Raw genomic sequence first — 24,650 nt, forward strand, 5'->3', positions numbered from 1 at the left:
GGAGCTCCTTATATGTAATGAGTAAAAGAATTTATGTGTTTTTAGGCTACCAGTAACCCCGGATTGCCTGGTGGTCTACCTAAAAGACCAAACTTTCATACTACTGCTAAGACCTGCCTACATTCCAGCCCAACAAACGCGCAGAACCTGTGGCTTTCCCCACTGCCTGGGACAAATCCCAGACAGCCAGGCCAACCCAGTCGTCTGTAGTGAACTGCGCAGTAGCGGTGGTTCCCTCGACGCGGAGCTCATGCTCGGCATCCGAAAGCCCGTCTGGCACGGCGAGGTTGGCGCCCAGGGCGTCGTTAAGCAATGCCTTGAGGGCGCGGGCATTACCCTGCTCAGCGCGATGTGCGGCCCGGCGGAAAACAGTGAGCGCTTCCTTGGCTGCGTCCTCGGGTGTCACGGTGGTGTCGGCAGCGAGGTCAAAGAGGCCTTCTTGCTCGAAGGTTGCGGTCTTGGGTGCCTTGGAGTCGGAAGAAGGCGTGGCGGGCGTGGTTTTTGTCGGCGCTGCATTCGTCTGTGCTGCATTCGTCTGCCCGCGACTCCCCGCACCAGCGAAACCTGGCCCCTCGGGCACTGCGGTGCCCTTCTGATACGCGGTGGCGGCGGCTCGGGCGCGCTGATCTGCAGCTTCGTTCATGTCGTGGCCAGAGTGGCCCTTGACCCATTCGAGATGAATGTTGCGACCAATGAGCAGCTTGTCGATGTCCTGCAAGATGTCCACGTTGAGGACGGGTTTGCCGTCGCGCTTCTTCCAGCCCTTGCGCTTCCATCCCGGCATCCACTTGGTAACGGAGTTAATCACGTACTGCGAATCGCACAGGACGAACAGTGGCTCATCGGGGATGTGAGCGGTGGCGCGGAGCAGCTCGGCAAGAGCGGTGAGCTCCCCGCGGTTGTTGGTTCCCTCTTTCCATCCGCCGGCGGCCCAGCAGCTGTCGTCGATATACCAGCACCACCCGGCAGGTCCGGGGTTGTGCAGGGCGGAACCGTCAACGGCAGCAGTAATAGTCATGAGGCTAGATTGTATCGGCTGCGTGGGTCCGGCCAGGAATTGCCTTAAGAGCCGTAGCAGGCGACCGGGCCGTGCGGGCCCTGGACGATGTCAATCTGAGTGTTGAAGATTGGGCTCAGAACCTCCGAACGCATCAGCTCTGCGGTAAGGCCGTGCTCTACAATCTGGCCATCCTTGACCGCACAGATGTAGTCGGCGTAGCGAGCCGCGAAATTGATGTCATGCAACACCACCACCATGGTTCGACCCAAATCGCGCACTGCAGTGCGCAGGTACGACATGATGTCGACCGAATGAGAAATATCCAGGTTGTTCAACGGCTCGTCGAGAAGCACGTAATCCGTCTCCTGGCAGAGCACCATTGCGACATACGCGCGCTGACGCTGCCCACCGGAGAGCTCGTCGAGGTAGCGGCCCTGGAGCGCCTCAAGATTGAGGAACTCGATGTACTGGGAGATGATGCGCTCGTCCTCAGCGGTCAGGCGCCCCTGGCTGTGCGGGAAGCGGCCGAAACTGACCAGCTGGCGCACGGTGAGACGCGTGACGAAGTGGTTGTCCTGGCGCAGAATCGACAGCACCTTCGCCAGATCCTTCGACTTGGTCTTCCCCACGTTGTATGGACCGACGTTGATGTCACCGGAATCGACGGCAAGGAGGCGGCCAATCATAGTCAAGAGCGTGGACTTGCCCGCGCCGTTCGGGCCGATCAGAGCCGTGATTGCGTTGGTTGGAATTTCCAGGTCAACGGGGCCAATTGACACCTCGCTGGTATAGCTCTTGCTTACACTGTCGAGGAGAATCATAGCCGTCCCTTCTTCAAAACGACGTAGAGGAAGATCGAACCGCCAACCAGCTCGATAATGATGGACACCACGCCCTGGGCATAGAAAACGTGATTGAGGATGAAATACGCACTGGCCAGCGTGACGTAGCCAATCAGCGCCGCCATCGGCAGCACAAAGCGGTGGTCATAGGTATCCGCAGCCTGGTACGCAATGGTCGCGACCAGGAAGCCGAGGAATGTCATCGGGCCGACCATAGCCGTCGATACTGCCATCAGCACGGACACCGCAACCAGCACGGTGATGGACCGAACCTGGTAATTCACGCCCAGATTCGTCGCGACTTCACGCCCCAACGACATGACATTGAGGGCCCGCGAATGCAGCGCAATCACCACGATTGCCGCGATCACCAGCGGGATCGCCACCGGGAAAAACTCCGGGTCCGCGTTGTTGACAGAGCCGAACAGCCGCGCCGTCAGCAGGTCAAAATCCGAAGGCGTCAGCATGCGCTGCATGAACGTCGACAGCGAAGCCAGTCCGCCACCGATGACAATGCCCACCAGCAGCATGCTGTGCATATCCGCGCCCTGCCCGGTCAGCAGCCACGCATACAGCACCAGCGACAGCCCCACCATCAGCGCGAGCTGCAGCACAAACGCGCCAACCGAGCCAGCTTTCATCAGGCCGGTCGCACCGAAGAAGTACACCGCAGTGGTACTGATAGCCACGTACAGCGCCTCAAAACCCATAATCGACGGCGTAATAATTCGGTTATTCGCAATCGACTGGAACGCCACCGTCGCGACGGCATGGCAGCAGGCAACCACGATCATGGCAATTACGGCATCAAGACGCCGGCGCGCAATCAGCCAAAAACCATCCGTACCGAACGGCAACGGGTTATCCCACGCGAGCAGGCCCGCCGTAAACAACACCGCCAGGCCCACCAGCGCAGCAATGATAATCCAGTACCTGCGCGCCGCGGCGGCCGTGCTAAACGACGTCGTTTGCGGCCCGGCCTGGTCGGCCACCGTGTGAGTTGAACTGAGATTAAGCACGACGCCGCTCCACAATCAGATAGACGAAGATGGCAGCTCCCAGGATGCCGAGAATCACCGATACCGGGATCTCGAACGGGGCGATAATGACGCGGCCAATCAGGTCCGCAATCGTCACGGTGCCAATTCCCACCAGGCACACCCACGGCAGGTTGGAGCGCAGATCATCTCCACGGAACATGGAGACGATATTCGGGACGATGAGCCCCAGGAATGGGAGGTTGCCCACCACGACGGTGACCAAACCTGTTGCGATTGCAATCAGCCCCGTTCCCAGGAACACGATTCGCTTGTAGTTCAGACCGACGTTGGTGGCAATGTCCTCACCAAGCCCCGCAACCGTTAACCGATCGCTGAATACGAAGACGATTGCAACCACGATGACGACCAGCCACAGGAATTCGTACTGCCCTTTATAAATGGCAGTAAAGGAGCCTGCGAACCACACGCCTAGCGACTGCAGCATGTCCGTCTGCAACGCAAAGAAAGTCGAAATCGAACTGACTACCGCACCCAACATGATGCCCACGATGGGCACAACCAGACTTGACTTCAAAGCGACACGGCGCAAGAACAGGAAGAACACTGCCGTGCCGATGAAAGCGAAGATGATTGCCCCGCCCATCCGACCAAGCATCGAGGCCGAAGGAAAGAAATACATCACGAAAATCAGGCCGAGACCAGCCCACTCCGTGGTTCCCGTGGTGGTGGGTTCGACGAACTTGTTGCGCGTAAGTAGCTGCATGACCAAGCCACACATCGCCATCGCGGCACCCGAGAGCACTAGTGCAATGGTGCGCGGTATACGCGTAGTGGCGAACATCTCCCAGCCGTCGTCGGCGCCCAGGATGTCGTATTGGCCTACAAACAGCGACATAGCCACCAGGACTGCCACAAAGGCAATCCCGATGGCTAGTCGGGAATCCAGTAACTTCTGCATAGAGTTGGTGAGGTACTCCTGTGACTGGTCAGAGAACTATTAGGCCTGCTCGAAGGCGTCGGCAAGCCCGTTCAGAATCTCCGTGTACGTGATAATGGACTCGTTGGTGTAGGTGTCCTCTGGGGCGTAGTAGATCTTGCCCTCCTTGACTGCCTTCACGTTCTTCAGCGGAGCAGCCTCCTCGACCACAGACTGTGCCGAACGGTACTCATCGGTACCGCGGACAGAGGTGCCAGCATCGCGGTCAAGCACCATGATGAAGTCCGGGTTTGCCTCAGCGATGGACTCGGCGGAAATCTCATCACCCTGGTGGTCATCGCTGGCCTTGTCGACCTCCAGCGCCGGCTTCATGCCAATCAGGTCGAACAGCGGGCCGAAGGTACGACCAACAGTCGGAGCAATGTAACCGAGGGTGCCGCCCGACGAGTTCAGCGCCATGACCTTCACGTCCGGGTTGTAAGCCTTGCGAGCGCGCTCCAGAGCCTTGTCAAAGTCTGCGATGAGCTGATCGGCTTCCTTCTCCTTACCGAAGATGGCGCCCAGGCCCTTAGCGTGCCGCTTGAGCTCCTCGTCCAGCGGCTTGCCCTCGCGCGGCTCAAACTCCACAATCGCGGAGTTCGGAGCGAGCTTCTTCAGGTCATCGTAGTACTTGCCGAAACGCTGACCGTTCACAATCAGGTCCGGGTCAGCAGCAGCAACAATTTCGAGATTCGGCTCGCGGTGATTGCCGATGTCCTGAACGTCAGGATTGTCCTTGTAGTCGGAAACCGTGAACGGGATAATCGGTTTAGGAGCTGCAGCCAGCTTAATACCCCACTGATCGAGCATCTCGAAGGAACGGTTATCCGTGGCCACAACAGAGTCAATCTCGGCAGGTACGGTCTGCTCACCATGATTATCAGTAACGGTAATAGTAGACTCGTTGCCTGCAGCTGCAGACTTATCCTCGTTACCGGCATCAGTAGAACAAGCACCAAGAACAAGTCCAAGGCTCGCAACAGATGCAACTACGATATTGCGAATACGGCCGGAGTTAGAACGCGCCACTTAAAGGCATCCCTTCGGTCACAGTAGGATTGTTAAACAAACGCCACTTAGACGCCGTTACCCAATCACTTACTTAGGTAATCATTACCTGTGAAACATTAGCTTAGGGTTCCCTATTTAACAAGTAAATACGTTATGAAATTACGCAATATTTAGGGCATATTTCGAACTTGGCTTAGCGTTGGCTAATTTGTGCTGGTAAAGGCACAATTGCAGCGTTCGCTAACGGGGGTAACTTGTGCCCTACGGAAGGTAACATGTGCACTATCGACGTATGTTTGGGTCTCGCTGGGCGTAGTTGGGCCTAGTTGGGCCTAGTTGGGCCTAGTTGACAATGAGCTTGCGAGCTTTGCTTGCGAGAATGGGCTGCGCTTGAATACGGGCTGTACACGCGATTGGAGGCTATACGTGTGAGTACAGGCTGCAGGCATAAATACGGGCTGCAAACGTGAAACTGTATGAGTTTATGACACTTTCAAGCGATCTTTCGCGCTATTTCTGTCATAAACGCAGTCAGTAACTTTAATTAGCCCACAGCCGCTGCCATAGACCCAGGAACTAACCCCGCATTCACCCGCCAATGACAGCCATAAAGGCAGTCAGTAACTCACATTGAGGTAAGCAGCGAAAGGTGCCAACCGGGCGATCCTCTAAGCGGACACGCCTGTGTCCATTAACCCGGACACCCTTTGCCCCCTTAAGCCTCAAGACACCGGTAAGCCCGCCTTCCGCTACCGAGCAGACCAACCCCTATTTAATCCCGTTTACTCGTGGGTAACAAAAAGTGGGCCGCAGCACCCAACCCCACACAAGGGGCAAGGCAACAACGACCCACACAATAAACTTTTTATGCCGGCGGCGACCTACTCTCCCACACCCTCCCGAGTGCAGTACCATCGGCGCTGGTGGACTTAGCTTCCGGGTTCGGAATGGGACCGGGCGTGACCCCACCGCTAACACCACCGACAAAAACCAGGCAACAACCCATCCCCACCACAACTTTGGGTGGGTGGTGTCATGCCAGACACTGAATAACGGACGCGAGCAAAAACCCTGTAATTCACACTTTGTGTGTTGAATGTTTGGTCTATTAGTACCGGTCACCTCCACACCTTACGATGCTTCCAGATCCGGCCTATCAACCCCATCATCTATAGGGGACCTCAAAAGAAACCTAATCTTGGAACAGGCTTCCCGCTTAGATGCTTTCAGCGGTTATCCCTTCCGTACGTAGCCAACCAGCCATGCCCCAGGCGGGACAACTGGCACACCAGAGGTACGTCCATCCCGGTCCTCTCGTACTAGGGACAGCCTTCCTCAAGTTTCTACGCGCGCGGCGGATAGAGACCGAACTGTCTCACGACGTTCTAAACCCAGCTCGCGTGCCGCTTTAATGGGCGAACAGCCCAACCCTTGGGACCTACTCCAGCCCCAGGATGCGACGAGCCGACATCGAGGTGCCAAACCATCCCGTCGATATGGACTCTTGGGGAAGATCAGCCTGTTATCCCCGGGGTACCTTTTATCCGTTGAGCGACACCGCTTCCACAAGCCGGTGCCGGATCACTAGTCCCTAGTTTCCTACCTGCTCGACCTGTCAGTCTCACAGTCAAGCTCCCTTGTGCACTTACACTCAACACCTGATTGCCAACCAGGCTGAGGGAACCTTTGGGCGCCTCCGTTACTCTTTGGGAGGCAACCGCCCCAGTTAAACTACCCACCAGGCACTGTCCCTAACCCGGATCACGGGCCGAGGTTGAGATGTCCAATACGATCAGAGTGGTATTTCAACAACGACTCCACCCCAACTGGCGTTGAGGCATCACAGTCTCCCACCTATCCTACACAAACCGAACCGAACACCAATACCAAGCTATAGTGAAGGTCCCGGGGTCTTTTCGTCCTGCCGCGCGTAACGAGCATCTTTACTCGTACTGCAATTTCGCCGGGTCTGTGGTTGAGACAGCAGGGAAGTCGTTACGCCATTCGTGCAGGTCGGAACTTACCCGACAAGGAATTTCGCTACCTTAGGATGGTTATAGTTACCACCGCCGTTTACTGGGGCTTAAATTCTCCGCTTCGACCCGCAAAGGGGTCTAACAGGTCCTCTTAACCTTCCAGCACCGGGCAGGCGTCAGTCCGTATACATCGACTTACCCGTCTTCGCACGGACCTGTGTTTTTAGTAAACAGTCGCTTCCCTCTATTCTCTGCGGCCACAACCAGCTCAACCACGTCGGTCACCAGTCATGGCCCCCCTTCTCCCGAAGTTACGGGGGCATTTTGCCGAGTTCCTTAACCACAGTTCTCCCGATCGCCTTAGTATTCTCTACCTGACTACCTGTGTCGGTTTCGGGTACGGGCCGTATATCCACATCGCTAGAGGCTTTTCTCGGCAGCATAGGATCACCAACTTCCCCAAATACGGGTACGCATCACGCCTCACCCTATATGTGCTCCGGATTTACCTAGAACACGGGCCACACGCTTACACCACGATATCCATCACGTGGCACGGCTACCTTCCTGCGTCACCCCATCACTTGGCTACTACCAGTTCAGGTCCCCAGCATCACACACACCAACCAACCTAAAAGGCTAGTAAACGGCGCGTGTTCAGGTGGGTTAGTATCCCTGATTCACCATGGGCGCGGACACACGGGTACGGGAATATCAACCCGTTATCCATCGACTACGCCTGTCGGCCTCGCCTTAGGTCCCGACTCACCCTGGGAGGATTAACCTGGCCCAGGAACCCTTAGTCATTCGGCGGAGGAGTTTTCCACTCCTCATTCGCTACTCATGCCTGCATTCTCACTCGCGCACACTCCACACTAGGGTTACCCCAGCGCTTCACAGCAGTCACGCGACGCTCCCCTACCCAACCACCAAAAGGTGATTGCCGCGGCTTCGGCGGTGTACTTGAGCCCCACTACATTGTCGGCGCAGAACCACTCGACCAGTGAGCTATTACGCACTCTTTCAAGGATGGCTGCTTCTAAGCCAACCTCCTGGTTGTCTTCGCGATCCCACATCCTTTTCCACTTAGCACACCCTTAGGGGCCTTAGCCGGCGATCTGGGCTGTTTCCCTCTCGACTACGAAGCTTATCCCCCGCAGTCTCACTGCCGTGCTCTGACCTCACCGGCATTCGGAGTTTGGCTGATGTCGCTAAGATGATAGTCCCGCTAAACCAACCAGTAGCTCTACCTCCAGGAGGAAACACACGACGCTGCACCTAAATGCATTTCGGGGAGAACCAGCTATCACGGAGTTTGATTGGCCTTTCACCCCTACCCACAACTCATCCCCTCAGTTTTCAACCTAAGTGGGTTCGCGCCTCCACAGAGTCTTACCTCTGCTTCACACTGGCCATGGGTAGATCACCCCGCTTCGGGTCCAGGACATGCCACTGACAACACACTAGTTAGTATTCGCTTTCGCTACGACTACCCCACCAAACGGGTTAACCTCGCGACATGCCGCTGACTCGCAGGCTCATTCTTCAAAAGGCACGCCATCACCCCACAAAAAAGGGCTCTGACGGATTGTAAGCACATGGTTTCAGGTACTATTTCACTCCCCTCCCGGGGTACTTTTCACCATTCCCTCACGGTACTAATCCGCTATCGGTCATAAGCAGGTATTTAGGCTTACCGGGTGGTCCCGGCAGATTCACAGCAGATTCCACGAGCCCGCTGCTACTCGGGCAACACACCAATTGCACGCACGGGTGTTTCACGTACCGGACTCTCACCGTCTACGGCAGGACATTCCAATCCACTTCCGCTACACCCACACAACACAACGCAGGGCTAGCAGACCCTGCAAAGTGCATCCCCACAACCCCACGCACGCAAACCCTGCCAGGTATCACACGCACGCGGTTTAGCCTCATCCACGTTCGTTCGCCACTACTAACGGAATCACAATTGTTTTCTACTCCTACGGGTACTGAGATGTTTCACTTCCCCGCGTAACCACCAATTAGACTATGAATTCATCTAACGGCGACCGCCCACAACGACGGCCAGGTTTCCCCATTCGGACACCCTCGGATCAACGCTCAGTTGGCAGCTCCCCGAGGCCTATCGCAGCCTCTCACGTCCTTCATCGGCCTACTATGCCAAGGCATCCACCATGCGCCCTTACAACACAACACACAAACAAATAACTAAGAACAATCACAAACAGAAAAACTGCTTGACAAAATCGAACTTACAGAAAAACAAGATGCTCGCGTCCACTATCCAGTTCTCACACAACACCCACACACCACACACAAACCACCACAACAGCAGCCTGCCCGCAGCACGCAGCAACCTGTAAACAGGAACAACAACATGTGTCATCCCAGACACCCAACAGCGCACCAACAACCAACCAACACAAAAAGGAAAGCACAAACGCTTAAAGTCATCACACGCACGCGCAGACCACCACTTCAGTGATCTAACCAGTAGGTGTTCCACCCAAAAAACAAAAAATAGCCACACGCCACCAACACGATGACACATGACACAAAGAAAAAATAATCTCCTTAGAAAGGAGGTGATCCAGCCGCACCTTCCGGTACGGCTACCTTGTTACGACTTCGTCCCAATCGCCAATCCCACCTTCGACAGCTCCCCCACAAAAAATGTGTTAGGCCACTGGCTTCGGGTGTTACCGACTTTCATGACGTGACGGGCGGTGTGTACAAGGCCCGGGAACGTATTCACCGCAGCGTTGCTGATCTGCGATTACTAGCGACTCCGACTTCACGGGGTCGAGTTGCAGACCCCGATCCGAACTGAGACCGGCTTTGCGGGATTAGCTCGCCCTCACGGACTGGCAACCCACTGTACCGACCATTGTAGCATGTGTGAAGCCCTGGACATAAGGGGCATGATGATTTGACGTCATCCCCACCTTCCTCCGAGTTAACCCCGGCAGTTTCTTACGAGTCCCCACCACAACGTGCTGGCAACATAAGACAAGGGTTGCGCTCGTTGCGGGACTTAACCCAACATCTCACGACACGAGCTGACGACAACCATGCACCACCTGTATACAAGCCACAAGGGAAACACCATCTCTGGCGCGATCCTGTATATGTCAAGCCCAGGTAAGGTTCTTCGCGTTGCATCGAATTAATCCACATGCTCCGCCGCTTGTGCGGGCCCCCGTCAATTCCTTTGAGTTTTAGCCTTGCGGCCGTACTCCCCAGGCGGGGCGCTTAATGCGTTAGCTACGGCACGGATCCCGTGGAAGGAAACCCACACCTAGCGCCCACCGTTTACGGCATGGACTACCAGGGTATCTAATCCTGTTCGCTCCCCATGCTTTCGCTCCTCAGCGTCAGTTACTGCCCAGAGACCCGCCTTCGCCACCGGTGTTCCTCCTGATATCTGCGCATTTCACCGCTACACCAGGAATTCCAGTCTCCCCTACAGTACTCAAGTTATGCCCGTATCGCCTGCACGCCCGGAGTTAAGCCCCGGAATTTCACAGACGACGCGACAAACCACCTACGAGCTCTTTACGCCCAGTAATTCCGGACAACGCTCGCACCCTACGTATTACCGCGGCTGCTGGCACGTAGTTAGCCGGTGCTTCTTCTCCATCTACCGTCAGAAACCCTTCGTCGATGGTGAAAGGAGTTTACAACCCGAAGGCCGTCATCCCCCACGCGGCGTCGCTGCATCAGGCTTCCGCCCATTGTGCAATATTCCCCACTGCTGCCTCCCGTAGGAGTCTGGGCCGTGTCTCAGTCCCAATGTGGCCGTCCACCCTCTCAGGCCGGCTACCCGTCGCCGCCTTGGTAGGCCATTACCCCACCAACAAGCTGATAGGCCGCGGGCCCATCCCACACCGAAAAAACTTTCCACCACACCCTCACGGTGCGGTCCTATCCGGTATTAGACCCAGTTTCCCAGGCTTATCCCGAAGTGCAGGGCAGGTCACCCACGTGTTACTCACCCGTTCGCCACTCGTGTACCCCAGCAAGCTGGAGCCTTACCGTTCGACTTGCATGTGTTAAGCACGCCGCCAGCGTTCGTCCTGAGCCAGGATCAAACCCTCCATCAAAAACCCTTCAAATCAGAAGAATCAAAAAAACAATGAAAGGCCCAAAAACCTGACAAAAACAGACAAACAACCACCACACACAAACAATGCATGCGGCCTGGCCGTTATCCAAAAATAAAACGTTCTCCCCTTCGAACCGACGAGGCCAAAAAAGAAGAGAACAACCATGATCTTTCCCACAAATGAAAAAACCACGCGAAAAGCACCCAAACAAAGGCGCCGCCACGCAATCCATCACCCGCAAGCACAAAAGGACCCAAAACAAACAAAGGCCCCCGGCACCCACCAGCAACACACACGCAAACGACAACCAAACAAGCACTTTCCCAAAAAAGTATTAGTTAGTACATCGGCACACTATTGAGTTCTCACACAACACACACCCACGAAGACAACCACCCCAAACCAGGGCAACCACCACGTGAGCAGCGAGAGAAAACATTAACAAACAATTAACCAGAAAGTCAAACCAACGACTCCCAGCGGCTAACCGCACGAAAACATTTCCCCCACATCAGCCAACCAAACACATAAACTGCCTGGCCACGCTGACCTCCGAATACATTACACACACCCCACCCAAAGACACAAAACCCCAGGTCGACAGACGTGAATCAACGTCCCATCTGTTCAAAAGAGTTGTTAACCAGAAGCTGCCAGTCCTCTCCTTTGATGAAACCCAAGAAGAGCTACAGCTACTGTCCACGAAGTCTTCGGTGATAATCCTCGAAGGCTTCTCTGGAAGAATGTATTCGCTCCTTTCGCTGACTGTCCGTGGTTTTCCTGACAATGACTTCACGGTCGTAAAAATTCCGCTGGAATTCATCCTCCAGTCCGACCATGTCGGAAAGGCCACCGATGAAGGCATCATATTCACGGATAACGATTTCATTTTGCCTATCTTCAACGGTGTAGAACACATTTGGGTTTTCAACCGTCAATCGGCCTGGCGTGCTCTGCGGGCTCACCCGCCGAGAAGCAACCTCACCCTGAAAATCGTGGGCTTGTTCGGAGCCCGTTTCTGACGCACGCTGAGACTTCTTCGAGAAACGCGCGATAATCCGACCCATCAACGAGCCTCCCCGTCCAGCACGGTTTTCATGTCTTGGACTCATCGCTACCACCTTTGCTTCGGCTTCTACGCTCCCTTTAAAACAACTAAGGCTCCAAGCTGACCAGGAGCAGATGATTCTGAAATCATCGAACCCTTCGCCTGCCCGGAGCCTTAGCCCAGCTACCTAAAAAGAATCAAGCTGCATAAACACCAATTGATTGAGAGATCAGCAGCGCGCCTACACAAAGACCAACCAGCACCTACACGAACTTCACACCAGCGAAGTTCTTCTTACCGCGGCGCAGCACGATCCACTTGCCGTGCAGCAGGTCCTCGGCAGCTGGCTCCCACGCTTCGTCCTCGATGCGCTGGTTATTAGCGTACGCGCCACCTTCCTTAATGGTGCGGCGTGCCTCGCCCTTCGACTTGGCAAGACCCGCAGCGACGAGAAGGTCGACAACAGTACGCGGCTCGCCCTCAGCGATCTCCGCAACCTCAGTCTCAGAGACGGCACCTGCCAGGGTGGCCTCGTCCAGCTCGGTCAGCTCAGCACGCCCAAACAGGGCCTGCGCTGCCAGCTCAACTGCCTTGGTGGCCTCTTCGCCGTGGACCAGGTTGGTCATCTCCTGCGCCAGACGACGCTGCGCCTCACGCTTGAATGGACGCTCCGCAACAGCGACCTCGTACTCCGCAATCTCCTCCTGAGACAGGAAGGTGAACCAACGCAGGTAGTCAATAACAACCGAATCACCGGCATTGAGGAAGTACTGGTACCAGGAGTACGGCGAGGTCTTCTCAGCGTCCAGCCACAACTTGCCGCCACCGGTGGACTTACCGAACTTTTGACCCTGCGCATCGGTCACCAGCGGCACCGTCAGGCCGTGCACCTTGGCACCGTCGATACGCCTGTTCAAATCGACGCCAGAGACGATGTTGCCCCACTGATCGCCGCCGCCAATCTGCAGCACGCAATCGTAGTTGCGGCGCAGCTGCACGTAGTCGTTGGACTGCAGCAGCATGTAGGAAAACTCGGTGTAGGAGATACCGTCAGACTCGAGGCGACGCTTCACGGTGTCGCGGTCGAGCATGGTGTTGAGGGAGAAGTTCTTGCCGACATCGCGAAGGAAGTCAATGACGGACATGTTCATAGTCCAGTCCGCATTATTGACCATTGTCGCCGGGGCATCGCCCTCAAAGTCAATAAAACGACGCAGCTGGCCCTTGATGGCCTCCAGGTTGTGCTCAATGGCGTCTTGGCTGAGCATCGAACGCTCACCGACATCACGCGGATCGCCGATGAAGCCCGTGGCGCCACCGGCCAGCGCAATTGGGTGGTGACCGGCCAGCTGGAAACGACGCAGCATAATCATCGGAACCAGGTGGCCCGCGTGCAGCGAATCGCCAGTTGGGTCAAAACCGCAATACAGAGTAATGGGGTTTTCGCACGCCTCGCGCAGCGCGTCAACATCGGTGGACTGATTAATCAGGCCACGCCACTGTAGTTCGTCGATAATGTTCTGTTCAGTCACGTCCCCTATCGTAACGTTTCACTTGCCGACGTTCACCGCGAGGGTGACCTAGAACTCCTCAACCGCCTTCTTGTGGCGCCGATAGGCTGAGACGGAATCGTCCGGAAGCCACAGCCGCCACGGCCGATTCGCCGCTCGCCGAACGCCCACGCGCGGGCCTGCGTGGATGTCTCTAACCGAATCGGCGTTCGCTGGCTGCGCCACAAACACGCGTGACGACGGATCCAGCGCATCTGCCCCATAGTCATTTAAGTCAAGGCCAAGCGCCTGACCAACATTTCCTGGACCACGTCCGAGACCCGCAACTGCTGGCTTTTCACCGCGGCGACGGCGCACCGCATCCAGGCCCTGCTCAATGCGTACGGAGCGGACTAATACTCCCCCACCCGTGCCGTCCGTAGCGCTGGTGATGTTGGCACAAAAGTGAATGCCATAGGAGCGGTAGATATACCAATGTCCCGCCGGGCCAAACATGGCGCGATTGCGTGCGGTTGGCCCCATGAAGCAGTGCGCGGCCGGGTCGGGATAGCGCTGGTCAACTGGGCCACCATAGGCCTCGACCTCGGTGATGGTGGCGATAACATCCTCAGCGGGGATGACAATTACGCAGCCGAGCAGTGTCTTCGCAGCCTCAATGGGAGCTCCCGACAGCACAGTGCGGTCGAGGGCGCGGTAACCGTCGGCAAGCGGGAAAGGCAATTACTTGTCCCAGGCGATAGCTTCGTCGGAAAGCATGACCGGAATGCCTTCGTCGATGCGGTAGGCAATCTTCAGGCGAGTATTGACCAGCACCTGCTCGTCTTCGAGGTATTCAAGCGGCCCCTTGTCACGCGGGCATGCGAGGATTTCAAGGAGTTTCGGATCAAGGCTCATAGTCCACTACCTTACCGAACTGAATTGCCAGGGTGTCACGCTGACCTTCCAAAGCAATCAGGTTGTCCTGGCCGATAGCATCCTGGATCTTCTGCACCGCGGAATGCAGCAGGTCGATGGACTCCCGAGCCGGATTCTCGGCTTTGTGACGCAGACGCTCCGGGACCGCGAGGTAGGAGTTGACTGTCTGCGGCAAGTACTCCTGGATAATGCCGCCGATGACTACCTTCTGCTCGGGATAATCTTTGAGATACTTCCACTCGCTCAGGACGGATTCCAGCGTCGCACCCAGGTCATTTGCGGCGTTGCCAAGAGCTTCGCCAGGCTGGGCATCGAAAAGCCTGCCCAATGTCCGGTGAAGATTCCTACGCAGCTCAGATGGATTGAGCGGGCGACGCTGTGGGATCTCAGGCTTCGGCGCCGAGCTAACGGACTTCTGAGCCCCTTTGCTCTGCCTCGGCAACAAAGCAACCGACGCGCCCCAGGCGGCAATCGCAACAACCGGCCACAGGAAACCAAGCCCCACGGTCAGGTGCAGCAGCACGACGGCGATGGCAAGGATGAGCCCGACAATGTTGGCGGGACTGTTGAGAAAGCCACCGCCAGAGGAAGTGCCGGAGGATTTACTGGTAGCCACGAATCTCCTTGAACACATCAGCAAGCTCGGTCTCACGGGATTCAAAGACCTTACCACCGGTCAGGTTCGCAAGTTCCTGCATTTCTCCCGGATCCGCCTCTCCATAGCGGATGACGAATACCGGCGGCAGATTCCCGCCCTTGGACTGGTAGAAATCACGGAATTCCGCAAAGCTCTTGCCCGACGTCACCTGACCATCGGTCAACACCACGATAGACGGGATGGAGTTCTTATCCGAGCTGCCGAGAAGGTCGAAGGCTTGAATCAGTGCGTCGTAAAGCGCCGTCTCGCCCTCTGCGTACAGACCATCGACGGCGGCGGTGAGCTGCGCGCGCGATTCCGGGCCGTCAATTGTCGTGGTCGTGGGCTCGCCGACGCTCGTACTGAACGGCAGGATCGTCGCGATCTCACGGTTTCGCAATCCCACGCTTCCCGTTTCGGTGCGTGCACTGCCGTCGACGATTGCGCGCATCGTCGCCTGTAGATCGGCGATGCGCTCCCCGAACATTGAACCGGAAGTGTCGAGAACAAAGACCGACTCTCCGGGCACGCGCAAGTCGTTGTCGTACGCCTCAATGAGACGATCCGTGACTGCGCGATCACCCGGGAAAGGCAGCTCGATGATCACGCTGTTGGTCATGCTTTCCGGCAGGTTGGCGTCATCGGAGACCGGGCGCAGGAAGTGGTCGGCGAGAACCTGCGAGTTTGCTTCCAGCCACTGTCCGAGTGCCTCCGTCTGCCGCGCGGCGAGATCATTAGCGGGCTGTGCTAGTGGCGTCAGCGGGTAATCCGCACTGATGACACCGTCGCTCGGAACAACAACTTCCAGGTCAGCGCCCTCTTTATTCATCTGCTGCAACACAGCTTCATAGTTGATGAGCGCATCGACGGAGTCCGACTCATCCAGGAACTTGTCACGCAGCCACCCCGACGAACCCGAGGTCATCTTCTGCCCCTCGAAGAACTTCTGCAGTTCAGGCGTGGTGCGGTTGATATCCCCCGTAGTCAGCGCCGATCCGGTGTCGGCGAACGCGGTCGCAACCGACACCACACCGGAAAAGCCCGAGTTCGATTCCGCGGGGTTGGTCATGCCGTAGGTCAATTTGCCTGACGACGCAGCCTCCGCGATCTCAGCCCACGTCGGCTGCTTGGTATCCCAACCGAGCTCCCGAGCCTTCGCCGAATGGATACCAAAGGCTACCGGCGAGGTGGCGACTTTCTTGGCTTCGCCCAGCTTGTCAGCCCCACCGAGCAGATCAACGTACCGGTTGGTAGCAAACCAAGTGGCATCAAATTGGTTGTCGAATTCGTCTGCGACAAGGGCGTGGCTGTTCTTCACGGTGCCGTCGACAAGCTCGAGGTTAATCGTAAAACCGAGGTCGTCGGAGGCCTTTTGCACCAGTGGCTGGAGCTCTGCAAGCTCCGTGGCCCCGGCGATACGCATGGTCGAGCCCTTGAGGTCAGAATCGACGTCGACTTTGTTGGTCTTCTCCTCGTCGGAGCCCAGCGGCAGGTTCAGGCCACCGTCGGAGCAGGCCGCGACAGCGAAGATGCCGAGCACACCGACGAGGCCAAGAAGCATTTTGCGGAGGGCAGTTAGTGCCTTATACATGTTCATTCGGCTTTACCCCTCTTCCGTTTCCGGCCTCGGCGGGCTCTGGTATCCACGGGAAACACCCTCAATAAGCTGCTCGAGGATGTCGAAACTCGGCGGATCAATGGAGTCCACAAAATCGGTGGAAACCTCCTGGCCCGTCTTCAACTGCGTCTGGAATTCCTCCATCGCCTCAGGCTGGCTGGAGCGGTAACCGTGCTTGGCCGCCAGCTTCTGAAGCTCAGGGTCTTCGGCGAGGAGCCGTGCGACCGCAGCTCCATTGTCGTTAAAGCCCAGCGCCACGTGAGTACTCAGAATCGTCGGAGATGGATACGCCAGGCGCATTTCCGGCTTCAACCGGCTGTTCGGGGCGCTGTTCTCCCCCAGGAACTGCGACTCGTAGACCATCACCATTGGCTTTGAACCGACACCCTGCGAGAGGTAGTCCGAAAATGGCCCAGCTGATGAGGATTCCGTGTACCCCTGGCCGGTGAACAGCGGGGTGAGCTCTGGCAAGACCGCATTAACCTGCCCATTGTCGGACACAATCCGGCCTTCATTGGTAATCCAAGACATGAGCGACAAGTACATTGCGGCCGAGTTCGACGAACGAATGTCCGTCGTGGACATCTGCACCGTGCGCGGCGACGGATAATCGTTCTCCGCGAAGTCACGCCAGCGGACATTGTCGTGCTGCATCGTGGCCAGCGCTGCCATATCTACCTGCCACGTAGTGCCCTGTTGGCGAGCAACATTTTCCCGCGCCAATGCCTGCAAGATGTTGTCGAAAGTAGCGATCGCCATCGGTGTGTAGAAGACGTCGTACCGCTCAGCGCCGCTCATTTTCTCGGCAATTTTCTCCGCTGCCGGTGCTGACGACGGAAACGCCAAGTCGAAGGAATCCAGATCCACATCCGTGGCCATCCGACGCGAACCCGCCGTCTTTACTTCCACCACATAGCCGTGAGAGGCAAGAGCTTTCTGGACCTCTTTGTCTTCGAAGAAGGGCTTTTTCTCAGAGCCAACAATCGCCTTGACGACGGTCTTTTCACCACCGAAGAAAACACGGTTTCCTCCGGAGCTGCCACCAGAAAAACCTGGAATACTACCGCCACGACCGACATAGACTGCAACAGCCGCGATGACAATCAAAATGACTGCAAGAATTGCCCCCGGGCCCATGCACCCTTTCTTGCTACCACTCTGATTTTTATTTTTATCTCGTGAGCTGCGATTTCCACCGCTCGACCGCGTACTTTCCACCATGAAATTATGGTAAGAGACCCGGACAAACCTGGCAACAGATATAGAAATAATCAGTAATCTGCGTCACTTCAGGGGCACCCTGGCATTACTGGGTTACTGACGGCGGCGGGTCGATCCGAGTTACTGACTACGTTTATGACTGGCGGCGGCGGGTCAATCCGAGTTACTGACTACGTTTATGACAAAAATGGCCTGAAAAATGGCCTGAAAGTGTCATAAACTTACACAGTTTCACATTTGCAGCCCGTATTCGCACGTGGAGCCCGTAATTTTTCGGGTTGCCAGTTACCGAGGTTGCCAGTTGTCGGGTCATCAGTTGTCGGGTTGCTGGTTTTTCTACTTTCTCCCCGGGCTGTAAAAAATCGGCGTGCGGTCGATTGACCGCACACCGATTAATTAGCTGCGTTAGCTGGGCTAGCAGGTTTGCTAGCTCTAGCAGCTTTAGCCGCGAACCGGCTTTTCAGCCCACTGCTTCAGCTCGGTATTCTTCTCGTCAACGCGAGCGAGCTGCTCTGCAACACGGACACCCGCGGTGCCGCCGCGAGTATCGCGGGAAGCGACAGCACCGTCAATAGTCAGCACTTCACGGACCTTCGGAGTCAGTGCCGGGTGGATACCGGCGAGGTCCTCGTCGGAAAGCTCGTCCAGACCGATACCGCCCTTGGACTCTGCGATGCGGACACACTGGCCGGATGCCTCGTGAGCGTCGCGGAACGGTACGCCCTCGCGGACCAGCCACTCAGCCAAGTCCGTGGCCAGGGTGTAGCCCGCCGGAGCGAGCTCGCGCAGACGGTCTTCGTGGAAGGTCAGCGTTGCCACCAGGCCGGTCAGGGCCGGCAGCAGCAAGGTTAGCTGCTCAACCGAGTCCACCAAAGGCTCCTTGTCCTCCTGGAGGTCACGGTTGTAGGCCAGCGGCTGCGCTTTCAGCGTGGCCATAAGACCAGCGAGGTTACCGATCAGGCGACCGGTCTTACCGCGGGTCAGCTCTGCCACGTCCGGGTTCTTCTTCTGCGGCATGATGGAGGATCCAGTCGACCAGGCATCAGCCAGAGTGACGTAGCCGTACTCCGGGGTGGCCCAGTAGATGATTTCCTCTGCCAGGCGAGACATGTCCACAGCAATCTGGGCGAAGACAAAAGCCGCCTCAGAGGCGAAGTCACGCGAAGAAGTGCCGTCAATGGAGTTGTCCGTGGCAGAGTCGAAGCCGAGCTCCTCCGCGATGGCCTCCGGATCCAGGTGCAGCGAAGATCCCGCGAGCGCACCGGAACCGTACGGGGACACAGCCAGTCGACGGTCGAGATCGCGGATGCGGTCCAGATCGCGCAGCAGCGGATGCGCGTGAGCCAGCAACTGGTGGGCCAGCAATACCGGCTGCGCTGCCTGGGAGTGGGTCTTGCCCGGCATGATGGCATCCGGATGTGCCTTGGACTGAGCCACCAGGGCGGCAACCAGGTCAGTGACATCCAGTGCAACGCCGCGCACGGCATCGCGCAGCCACATGCGGAACAGAGTTGCCACCTGGTCATTGCGGGAACGACCAGCGCGCAGGCGACCGCCGACCTCCGGGCCGACGCGATCAATCAGACCGCGCTCCATGGCACCGTGGACGTCCTCATCTGTCGGCTCTGGACCAAATTCGCCGGAGGCAACGTCGCGACCGAGCTGATCAAGGCCTTCGATCATGGTGTCAAAGTCGGCATCGCTGAGCAGCCCACGGGCATGCAGCACTCGGGCGTGGGCCTTGGACGCAAGAACGTCGTAAGGCGCGAGCACCCAGTCAAAATGGGTGGACTTGCTCAATGCGGCCATCGCCTCGGACGGGCCACCGGCAAAGCGGCCGCCCCACAGGGAGCCTTCGTTGGTACCGTGCTTTTCGACCATTGTCTTTTCCAATAGGCCTTTCGCTCTAGTCGCTCTGGAGAAGCTTTACAGTTTGAAGTCGCGCTTTGCGGCCATCTTCGAGGACAGGCCGTGCAGCTCGACAAAACCGCGAGCCAGGGTCTGGTCGAAGGTGTCGCCCTCGTCGTAGGTAGCCAGGTTGAAGTCGTACAGCGAGGTGTTCGAACGACGACCGTTGACGTTGCAGTGACCTGCGTGCATGACCATGCGGATGTCACCGGAAACGCCCTTCTGGGACTCCTCGATGAAGGCATCCAGCGCGCGCTTCAGCGGCGAGAACCACAGGCCGTCGTAGACCAGGTTGGCCCACTCGCCTTCGACCTGACGCTTGTAACGAGCCAGCTCACGTTCAACGGTGACGTCCTCCAGCGCTGCGTGTGCAGCCATGATGGCCATAGCACCCGGTGCCTCGTAGATCTCGCGGGACTTGATGCCGACCAGGCGGTCCTCAACCATGTCCAGACGACCGATGCCCTGAGCACCAGCGCGGCGGTTCATCTCTTCGATGGCCTCGAGCACGGAAACCTTCTTGCCGTCGATGGCAGTCGGCTTACCATCCTCGAAGGAGATGATGACCTCATCCGGAGAGTTGAAGTTCAGGGTCGGATCCTCGGTGTACGCGTAGACATCCTTGGTCGGTGCGTTCCACAGATCCTCCAAGTAGCCGGTCTCAATGGCGCGACCGAAGAGGTTCTGGTCAATGGAGAACGGCGACGACTTGGACTGCTCAATTGGCAGCCCCTTTTCCTCAGCGAAGGCGATGGCCTTATCGCGGGTCCACGCGAAGTCACGAGCCGGTGCGATGATCTTCAGATCCGGTGCGGTGTTGGCGAAACCGACCTCGAAACGGACCTGGTCATTGCCCTTACCGGTGCAGCCGTGTGCGACGTGAGTGCCACCAAACTCCTCTGCGGCCTTCGCCATGTGCTTAACAATCAGCGGGCGAGACAGTGCAGAAACCAGCGGGTACTGCTTCATGTAGAGACCATTGGCCTTGATGGTCGGCAGGCAGTACTCCTCGGCGAACTCGTCCTTAGCGTCGACAACGACAGCTTCGACAGCGCCGGCGTCCAGAGCGCGCTGACGCACGGACTCCATGTCCTCGCCGCCCTGTCCGACATCGATGGAAACTGCGACGACCTCGCCGTCGGTCATTTCCTTGAGGTACGGAATAGCAACGGTGGTGTCGAGGCCACCAGAGTAAGCAAGAATAACCCGGTTGGTCATAGGGTAAGCGCTCCTTTAATCGGTGCTTTAAAGCATTTCGTGGAATAGTTTACTGGTTCGTTCCGGCGGCTAGACGCTGGGCTAGGTCAGCGCCGGAAAGTGGTTCTCTAGCCAGGCACATTACGGTGTCATCTCCCGCAATTGTGCCAACGATTTCTTTGAGTCCCGCACGGTCAATCACACTGGCTAGATACTGTGCGGCTCCCGGTGGTGTACGCACAACCGCGATGGTGCCCGAATGATCAATGGAGACCAGCAGCTCGTCTAAAACGCGCCGCATCCTGGCCACTGCCCCGCTGGAGACAGCGAGTGCATCTTCGACGATGGAATACCGCGAACCGTTGGCTCCATCGCGAATCTTTCGGGCTCCCAGCTCATCGAGGTCTCTGGACAACGTCGCCTGCGCAATCTCAATGCCTTCGTCGGCAAGCAGCTCGACGAGCTGAACCTGACTGGACACGTGATGCTGCGCCAGCAGGTCAGCGATGCGCGTCTGCCGAGCTGTGCGAGATCCTGGTTGTGCTGCGGTCATGACCTTACTGCCTCTCCACCAGCCAGGTCAGCAACGCCTTCTGAGCGTGCATGCGGTTTTCCGCCTCGTCGAAGACTACCGACTGCGGGCCATCGATGACCTCGGCAGTAACTTCGTTGCCACGGTATGCCGGCAGGCAGTGCAGGAAGATGGCATCCTCATTTGCCTTGGCCATCAGCTCAGCGTTGACCTGGTACGGCAGGAACGGAGTACGCCGATCCAGGCCGTCGTTCTCCTGCCCCATGCTGACCCAGGTGTCGGTGATGACAACGTCGGCACCGGCAATGGCCTCATCGACGTCCGCGGTCACGGACACGGCCGCACCGGTCTGCTCCGCAACCTTCTTGGCGCGGTCGACGTAGACCTGCTCCGGCTGGAAGTCCTCCGGTGCACAGATGGTGACGTCCAGACCTGCGGTGGCGAAGCCCACGAGGTAGGAGTTGGCCATGTTGTTGGCACCATCGCCGAAGTACACAGCCTTCTTGCCACGCAGTCCCGTCTGGCCTTCCTCCGGGCACTTGTGCTCGATGATGGTCTGCAGGTCAGCGAGAATCTGGCACGGGTGGAACTCGTCGGAAAGCGCGTTGACAATCGGCACCGTCGCGGTTTCAGACATGGCCTCCAAACCGGACTGCGCGTAGGTGCGCCAGACAATTGCCGAGACAAAGCGGCTGAGCACAGCAGCGGTGTCCTGGTAGGTTTCGCCCTTGCCCATCTGCGAGTTACCGGTTTCGACCACAATCGCGTTGCCGCCCAGAGCTGCGATACCAGCGTCGAAGGAGAAACGGGTACGAGTCGACGTCTTGTCGAACAGCACCGCAACCGACTGTGGCCCCTCAAACGGACGTCGGGAGTACGGCGCTACCTTCAGCTCTGCAGCCAACTGCAGCACCTCAGCCTGCTCCTGTGGAGTCAGGTCATCATCGGCGAGAAAATGACGGAGCATCAGTTTCTAATTCCTTCCTTTGTTGGCGACAGCCTCAACGGCGTCGTTCAGGCAGGCATCAATCAACTCGACGGCGCGGTTGACTTCCTCATCGCTGAGGTTCAACGGCGGCACAATACGCAGCACATTCGCCTGCGGAGCGTTCAGAATGACACCACGTTCATAACCGGCGTTAACCGCTTCCTTCGCCAGGTTCTCGCACAGCACCAGTCCAAGCATGAAACCGCGACCACGCACGTGATCGACATGGCTTAACGACGCAAGCTTGCGAGCCAGCACCTTGCCCTTCTCAGTGACTCGGTTGAGCAGCTTTTCCTCTTCCAGCGTCTCGATGACGGCCAGGCCGGCAGCGGCACAGACCGGATTGCCACCAAAGGTGGTGCCGTGCGCACCAGGAGTAAACAGTTCCGCTGCGCGGCCGTTGGCGATGACAGCACCCAGCGGCAGGCCGCCGCCGAGCCCCTTCGCCAGGGTCATAACATCCGGCACGATGCCATCGTGCTGGTGGGCAAACCACTGGCCGGTACGGCCGATGCCGGTCTGTACTTCGTCGACAATCATGAGAACGTCGAAGCGCTTGGTCAGTTCGCGGACGGCAGCGAGGTATCCCTCTGGCGGTGCGACCACACCGGTCTCACCCTGAATTGGTTCCAGAATCACCGCAGCGACACCCAACGGATCGGATTCGATGGTCTTGGTGAGGAAGTCAATGTCACCGTACGGCACGAACTCGACTCCACCCGGCATCGGTTCGAACGGGGTGCGCTTGTCGGGCTGACCGGTCATGGCAAGTGCGCCCATGGTACGGCCGTGGAACCCGTGGTGGGTAGCGATAATGCGATTGCGCCCCGTCAACCGCGCCAGCTTGAACGCGGCTTCATTGGCCTCAGTGCCGGAGTTGCAGAACATAACTCGGGTGTCATCAGTGTCCCAGCCAGTGAGCTCAATGAGCTTCTCGCCCAGTGCCAGTGGTGGCTCAGAGGCGAAGATGTTGGACACGTGCCCCATCGTGGAAATCTGCTTGGACACAGCTTCCACGATGGCCGGATGTGCGTGACCCAACGCGTTGACTGCAATACCGGCGAGCAGGTCCAGGTATTCCTTGCCCTCGGAATCCGTGACAATAGCGCCCTTACCCTGCACAAGCTCAATGCGCGGCGTGCCGTAATTGTTCATCATCGTGTGTTGCCACTGCTGCTTGAAGTCGCTCATGTCGTCTTTCGACCTGCCTAACATGTATGTCGGTAAATTCTTGTCCGTCTTTTCTGCCTTATCCGGGCTCTACCATTGTGCCGATACCGCCGGAAGTCATCAGCTCCAGCAGCACCGAGTGTGGCTGGCGGCCGTCGATAACGTGGGCCGCAGGCACTCCCTGATCCACTGCGTTCAGGCAGGACTCCATCTTCGGAATCATTCCGGAATCCAGCGTCGGGAGGATTTCTCGCAGATGCGAAGTGGAAATCCTTGACACCAGCGAATCGCGGTTCGGCCAATCCGTGTAGAGACCCTCGACATTAGTCAGAATCACCAAACGGTTCGCGTTAATTGCCGATGCCAGTGCACCTGCTGCCGTGTCGGCGTTGATGTTGTAGACCTCTTTGCCATCAGCGGACGGCGCAATCGTAGAGACCACCGGAATACGTCCGGCATCAATCAGGTCCAATAGCGTTTCCGAGTGCACCTCGGTGATATTGCCGACCAGCCCGATATCTGTTTCCTTGCCGCCGACGTTTACCGTTCGTCGAGTACCAGTGAACAGGCCACCGTCCTCACCAGAGGTACCCACTGCATAGGGGCCGTAGGCGTTGATGAGGTTCACCAGTTCGCGGCCGACCTGCCCGAAGAGCACCATGCGGACAATTTCCATGACCTCCGGAGTCGTGACACGGAAACCGCCTCGGAACTCTCCCTCCAGCCCCAGGCGCTTGAGCATCGACGAAATCTGAGGGCCGCCACCGTGGACAACCACCGGCTTCACCCCCACGGTGCGCAGAAAAACCATGTCCTGCGCGAAGGCCTTCTTCAGTTTCAGGTCGGTCATCGCGTTACCGCCGTACTTGACCACCACAATCTTGTCGCGGTGGTGCTGCAGCCACGGCAGTGCTTCCGCCAGCACATGTGCCCGCTGTTCGAAGGACAGCCCTTCGGTCAACTGGTGAACCATTGCAGAGTCTCCTC

General features: G+C 57.5%; 18 protein-coding genes and 3 rRNA genes. 1 reads left to right on the plus strand and 20 read right to left on the minus strand.

What is annotated here, in order from left to right:
* Positions 1–106 precede the first annotated feature (106 nt).
* The 8 genes from EGX79_06705 to EGX79_06740 form a co-directional block, all read right to left on the minus strand.
* Positions 107–1,018 (minus strand): ribonuclease HI, encoded by a 912-nt coding sequence (locus EGX79_06705; protein ID AYX81895.1) that lies wholly within the window; start codon positions 1,016–1,018, stop codon positions 107–109.
* Positions 1,019–1,062: 44 nt separating this feature from the next.
* Positions 1,063–1,821: an ATP-binding cassette domain-containing protein gene (locus EGX79_06710; protein ID AYX81896.1), complete on the minus strand. Its 759-nt coding sequence runs from the start codon at positions 1,819–1,821 to the stop codon at positions 1,063–1,065.
* Positions 1,818–2,861, minus strand: a complete 1,044-nt coding sequence (locus EGX79_06715) for an iron ABC transporter permease (protein AYX81897.1) — start codon at positions 2,859–2,861, stop codon at positions 1,818–1,820. The genes EGX79_06710 and EGX79_06715 overlap by 4 nt, the downstream gene beginning before the upstream one ends.
* Positions 2,854–3,801: an ABC transporter permease gene (locus EGX79_06720; protein AYX81898.1), complete on the minus strand. Its 948-nt coding sequence runs from the start codon at positions 3,799–3,801 to the stop codon at positions 2,854–2,856. The genes EGX79_06715 and EGX79_06720 overlap by 8 nt, the downstream gene beginning before the upstream one ends.
* Before the next feature lie 39 nt (positions 3,802–3,840).
* Positions 3,841–4,848 (minus strand): iron ABC transporter substrate-binding protein, encoded by a 1,008-nt coding sequence (locus tag EGX79_06725; GenBank protein ID AYX81899.1) that lies wholly within the window; start codon positions 4,846–4,848, stop codon positions 3,841–3,843.
* An 850-nt stretch (positions 4,849–5,698) separates the two neighbouring features.
* Positions 5,699–5,815, minus strand: a 5S ribosomal RNA gene (rrf, locus tag EGX79_06730).
* Positions 5,816–5,912: 97 nt separating this feature from the next.
* Positions 5,913–9,008, minus strand: a 23S ribosomal RNA gene (locus EGX79_06735).
* 374 nt (positions 9,009–9,382) lie between these two features.
* Positions 9,383–10,916, minus strand: a 16S ribosomal RNA gene (locus EGX79_06740).
* Together the 16S, 23S and 5S rRNA genes form the textbook arrangement of a ribosomal RNA operon.
* A gap of 745 nt (positions 10,917–11,661) precedes the next feature.
* Here EGX79_06740 and EGX79_06745 point away from each other — a divergent pair.
* Entirely contained in the window at positions 11,662–11,940 is a 279-nt protein-coding gene (locus tag EGX79_06745) for a hypothetical protein (GenBank protein ID AYX81900.1), read from the plus strand.
* 289 nt (positions 11,941–12,229) lie between these two features.
* Here EGX79_06745 and EGX79_06750 read toward each other — a convergent pair whose 3' ends face one another.
* The 12 genes from EGX79_06750 to argB all read right to left on the minus strand — a co-directional run bounded on the left by EGX79_06750 (position 12,230) and on the right by argB (position 24,636).
* A complete protein-coding gene (locus tag EGX79_06750) occupies positions 12,230–13,498 on the minus strand; it encodes a tyrosine--tRNA ligase (GenBank protein ID AYX81901.1) in 1,269 nt (422 codons plus the stop codon).
* A 48-nt stretch (positions 13,499–13,546) separates the two neighbouring features.
* Positions 13,547–14,197: a DNA-3-methyladenine glycosylase gene (locus tag EGX79_06755; protein AYX81902.1), complete on the minus strand. Its 651-nt coding sequence runs from the start codon at positions 14,195–14,197 to the stop codon at positions 13,547–13,549.
* Entirely contained in the window at positions 14,198–14,371 is a 174-nt protein-coding gene (locus tag EGX79_06760; protein AYX81903.1) for a Trm112 family protein, read from the minus strand.
* A complete protein-coding gene (locus EGX79_06765) occupies positions 14,361–15,008 on the minus strand; it encodes a hypothetical protein (protein AYX81904.1) in 648 nt (215 codons plus the stop codon). Before EGX79_06765 ends, EGX79_06760 begins: the two co-directional genes overlap by 11 nt.
* Positions 14,995–16,626, minus strand: a complete 1,632-nt coding sequence (locus tag EGX79_06770; GenBank protein ID AYX81905.1) for a VWA domain-containing protein — start codon at positions 16,624–16,626, stop codon at positions 14,995–14,997. Before EGX79_06770 ends, EGX79_06765 begins: the two co-directional genes overlap by 14 nt.
* Before the next feature lie 6 nt (positions 16,627–16,632).
* The gene (locus tag EGX79_06775) at positions 16,633–17,784 is read right to left on the minus strand and encodes a hypothetical protein (GenBank protein AYX81906.1); all 1,152 of its coding nucleotides are present in this window, start codon (positions 17,782–17,784) and stop codon (positions 16,633–16,635) included.
* Between the two features lie 525 nt (positions 17,785–18,309).
* Positions 18,310–19,749 carry an argininosuccinate lyase gene (argH, locus tag EGX79_06780; GenBank protein AYX81907.1) on the minus strand — a complete coding sequence of 480 codons (1,440 nt, stop codon included), beginning with the start codon at positions 19,747–19,749 and terminating at the stop codon, positions 18,310–18,312.
* A gap of 45 nt (positions 19,750–19,794) precedes the next feature.
* The gene (locus EGX79_06785; GenBank protein AYX81908.1) at positions 19,795–20,994 is read right to left on the minus strand and encodes an argininosuccinate synthase; all 1,200 of its coding nucleotides are present in this window, start codon (positions 20,992–20,994) and stop codon (positions 19,795–19,797) included.
* 49 nt (positions 20,995–21,043) lie between these two features.
* Entirely contained in the window at positions 21,044–21,526 is a 483-nt protein-coding gene (locus EGX79_06790) for an arginine repressor (protein ID AYX81909.1), read from the minus strand.
* Between the two features lie 4 nt (positions 21,527–21,530).
* A complete protein-coding gene (argF, locus tag EGX79_06795; GenBank protein ID AYX81910.1) occupies positions 21,531–22,472 on the minus strand; it encodes an ornithine carbamoyltransferase in 942 nt (313 codons plus the stop codon).
* Between the two features lie 6 nt (positions 22,473–22,478).
* Positions 22,479–23,684, minus strand: coding sequence for an acetylornithine transaminase (locus EGX79_06800; GenBank protein ID AYX81911.1), 1,206 nt, complete (start codon positions 23,682–23,684; stop codon positions 22,479–22,481).
* A gap of 58 nt (positions 23,685–23,742) precedes the next feature.
* Positions 23,743–24,636 (minus strand): acetylglutamate kinase, encoded by an 894-nt coding sequence (argB, locus tag EGX79_06805; GenBank protein AYX81912.1) that lies wholly within the window; start codon positions 24,634–24,636, stop codon positions 23,743–23,745.
* Positions 24,637–24,650: the final 14 nt, after the last annotated feature.

The sequence above is a fragment of the Corynebacterium jeikeium genome, assembly GCA_003955985.1.
GTDB classification, from domain to species: Bacteria; Actinomycetota; Actinomycetes; order Mycobacteriales; family Mycobacteriaceae; genus Corynebacterium; species Corynebacterium jeikeium_D.

Coding starts and splice junctions, on each gene's coding strand:
- EGX79_06705 (AYX81895.1), bottom strand. CDS start 1,018: ATGACTATTACTGCTGCCGTTGACGGTTCCGCCCTGCACAACCCCGGA.
- EGX79_06710 (AYX81896.1), bottom strand. CDS start 1,821: ATGATTCTCCTCGACAGTGTAAGCAAGAGCTATACCAGCGAGGTGTCA.
- EGX79_06720 (AYX81898.1), bottom strand. CDS start 3,801: ATGCAGAAGTTACTGGATTCCCGACTAGCCATCGGGATTGCCTTTGTG.
- EGX79_06745 (AYX81900.1), top strand. CDS start 11,662: ATGTATTCGCTCCTTTCGCTGACTGTCCGTGGTTTTCCTGACAATGAC.
- EGX79_06760 (AYX81903.1), bottom strand. CDS start 14,371: ATGAGCCTTGATCCGAAACTCCTTGAAATCCTCGCATGCCCGCGTGAC.
- EGX79_06770 (AYX81905.1), bottom strand. CDS start 16,626: ATGAACATGTATAAGGCACTAACTGCCCTCCGCAAAATGCTTCTTGGC.
- EGX79_06775 (AYX81906.1), bottom strand. CDS start 17,784: ATGGGCCCGGGGGCAATTCTTGCAGTCATTTTGATTGTCATCGCGGCT.
- argH (AYX81907.1), bottom strand. CDS start 19,749: ATGGTCGAAAAGCACGGTACCAACGAAGGCTCCCTGTGGGGCGGCCGC.
- EGX79_06785 (AYX81908.1), bottom strand. CDS start 20,994: ATGACCAACCGGGTTATTCTTGCTTACTCTGGTGGCCTCGACACCACC.
- EGX79_06790 (AYX81909.1), bottom strand. CDS start 21,526: ATGACCGCAGCACAACCAGGATCTCGCACAGCTCGGCAGACGCGCATC.
- argF (AYX81910.1), bottom strand. CDS start 22,472: ATGCTCCGTCATTTTCTCGCCGATGATGACCTGACTCCACAGGAGCAG.
- EGX79_06800 (AYX81911.1), bottom strand. CDS start 23,684: ATGAGCGACTTCAAGCAGCAGTGGCAACACACGATGATGAACAATTAC.
- argB (AYX81912.1), bottom strand. CDS start 24,636: ATGGTTCACCAGTTGACCGAAGGGCTGTCCTTCGAACAGCGGGCACAT.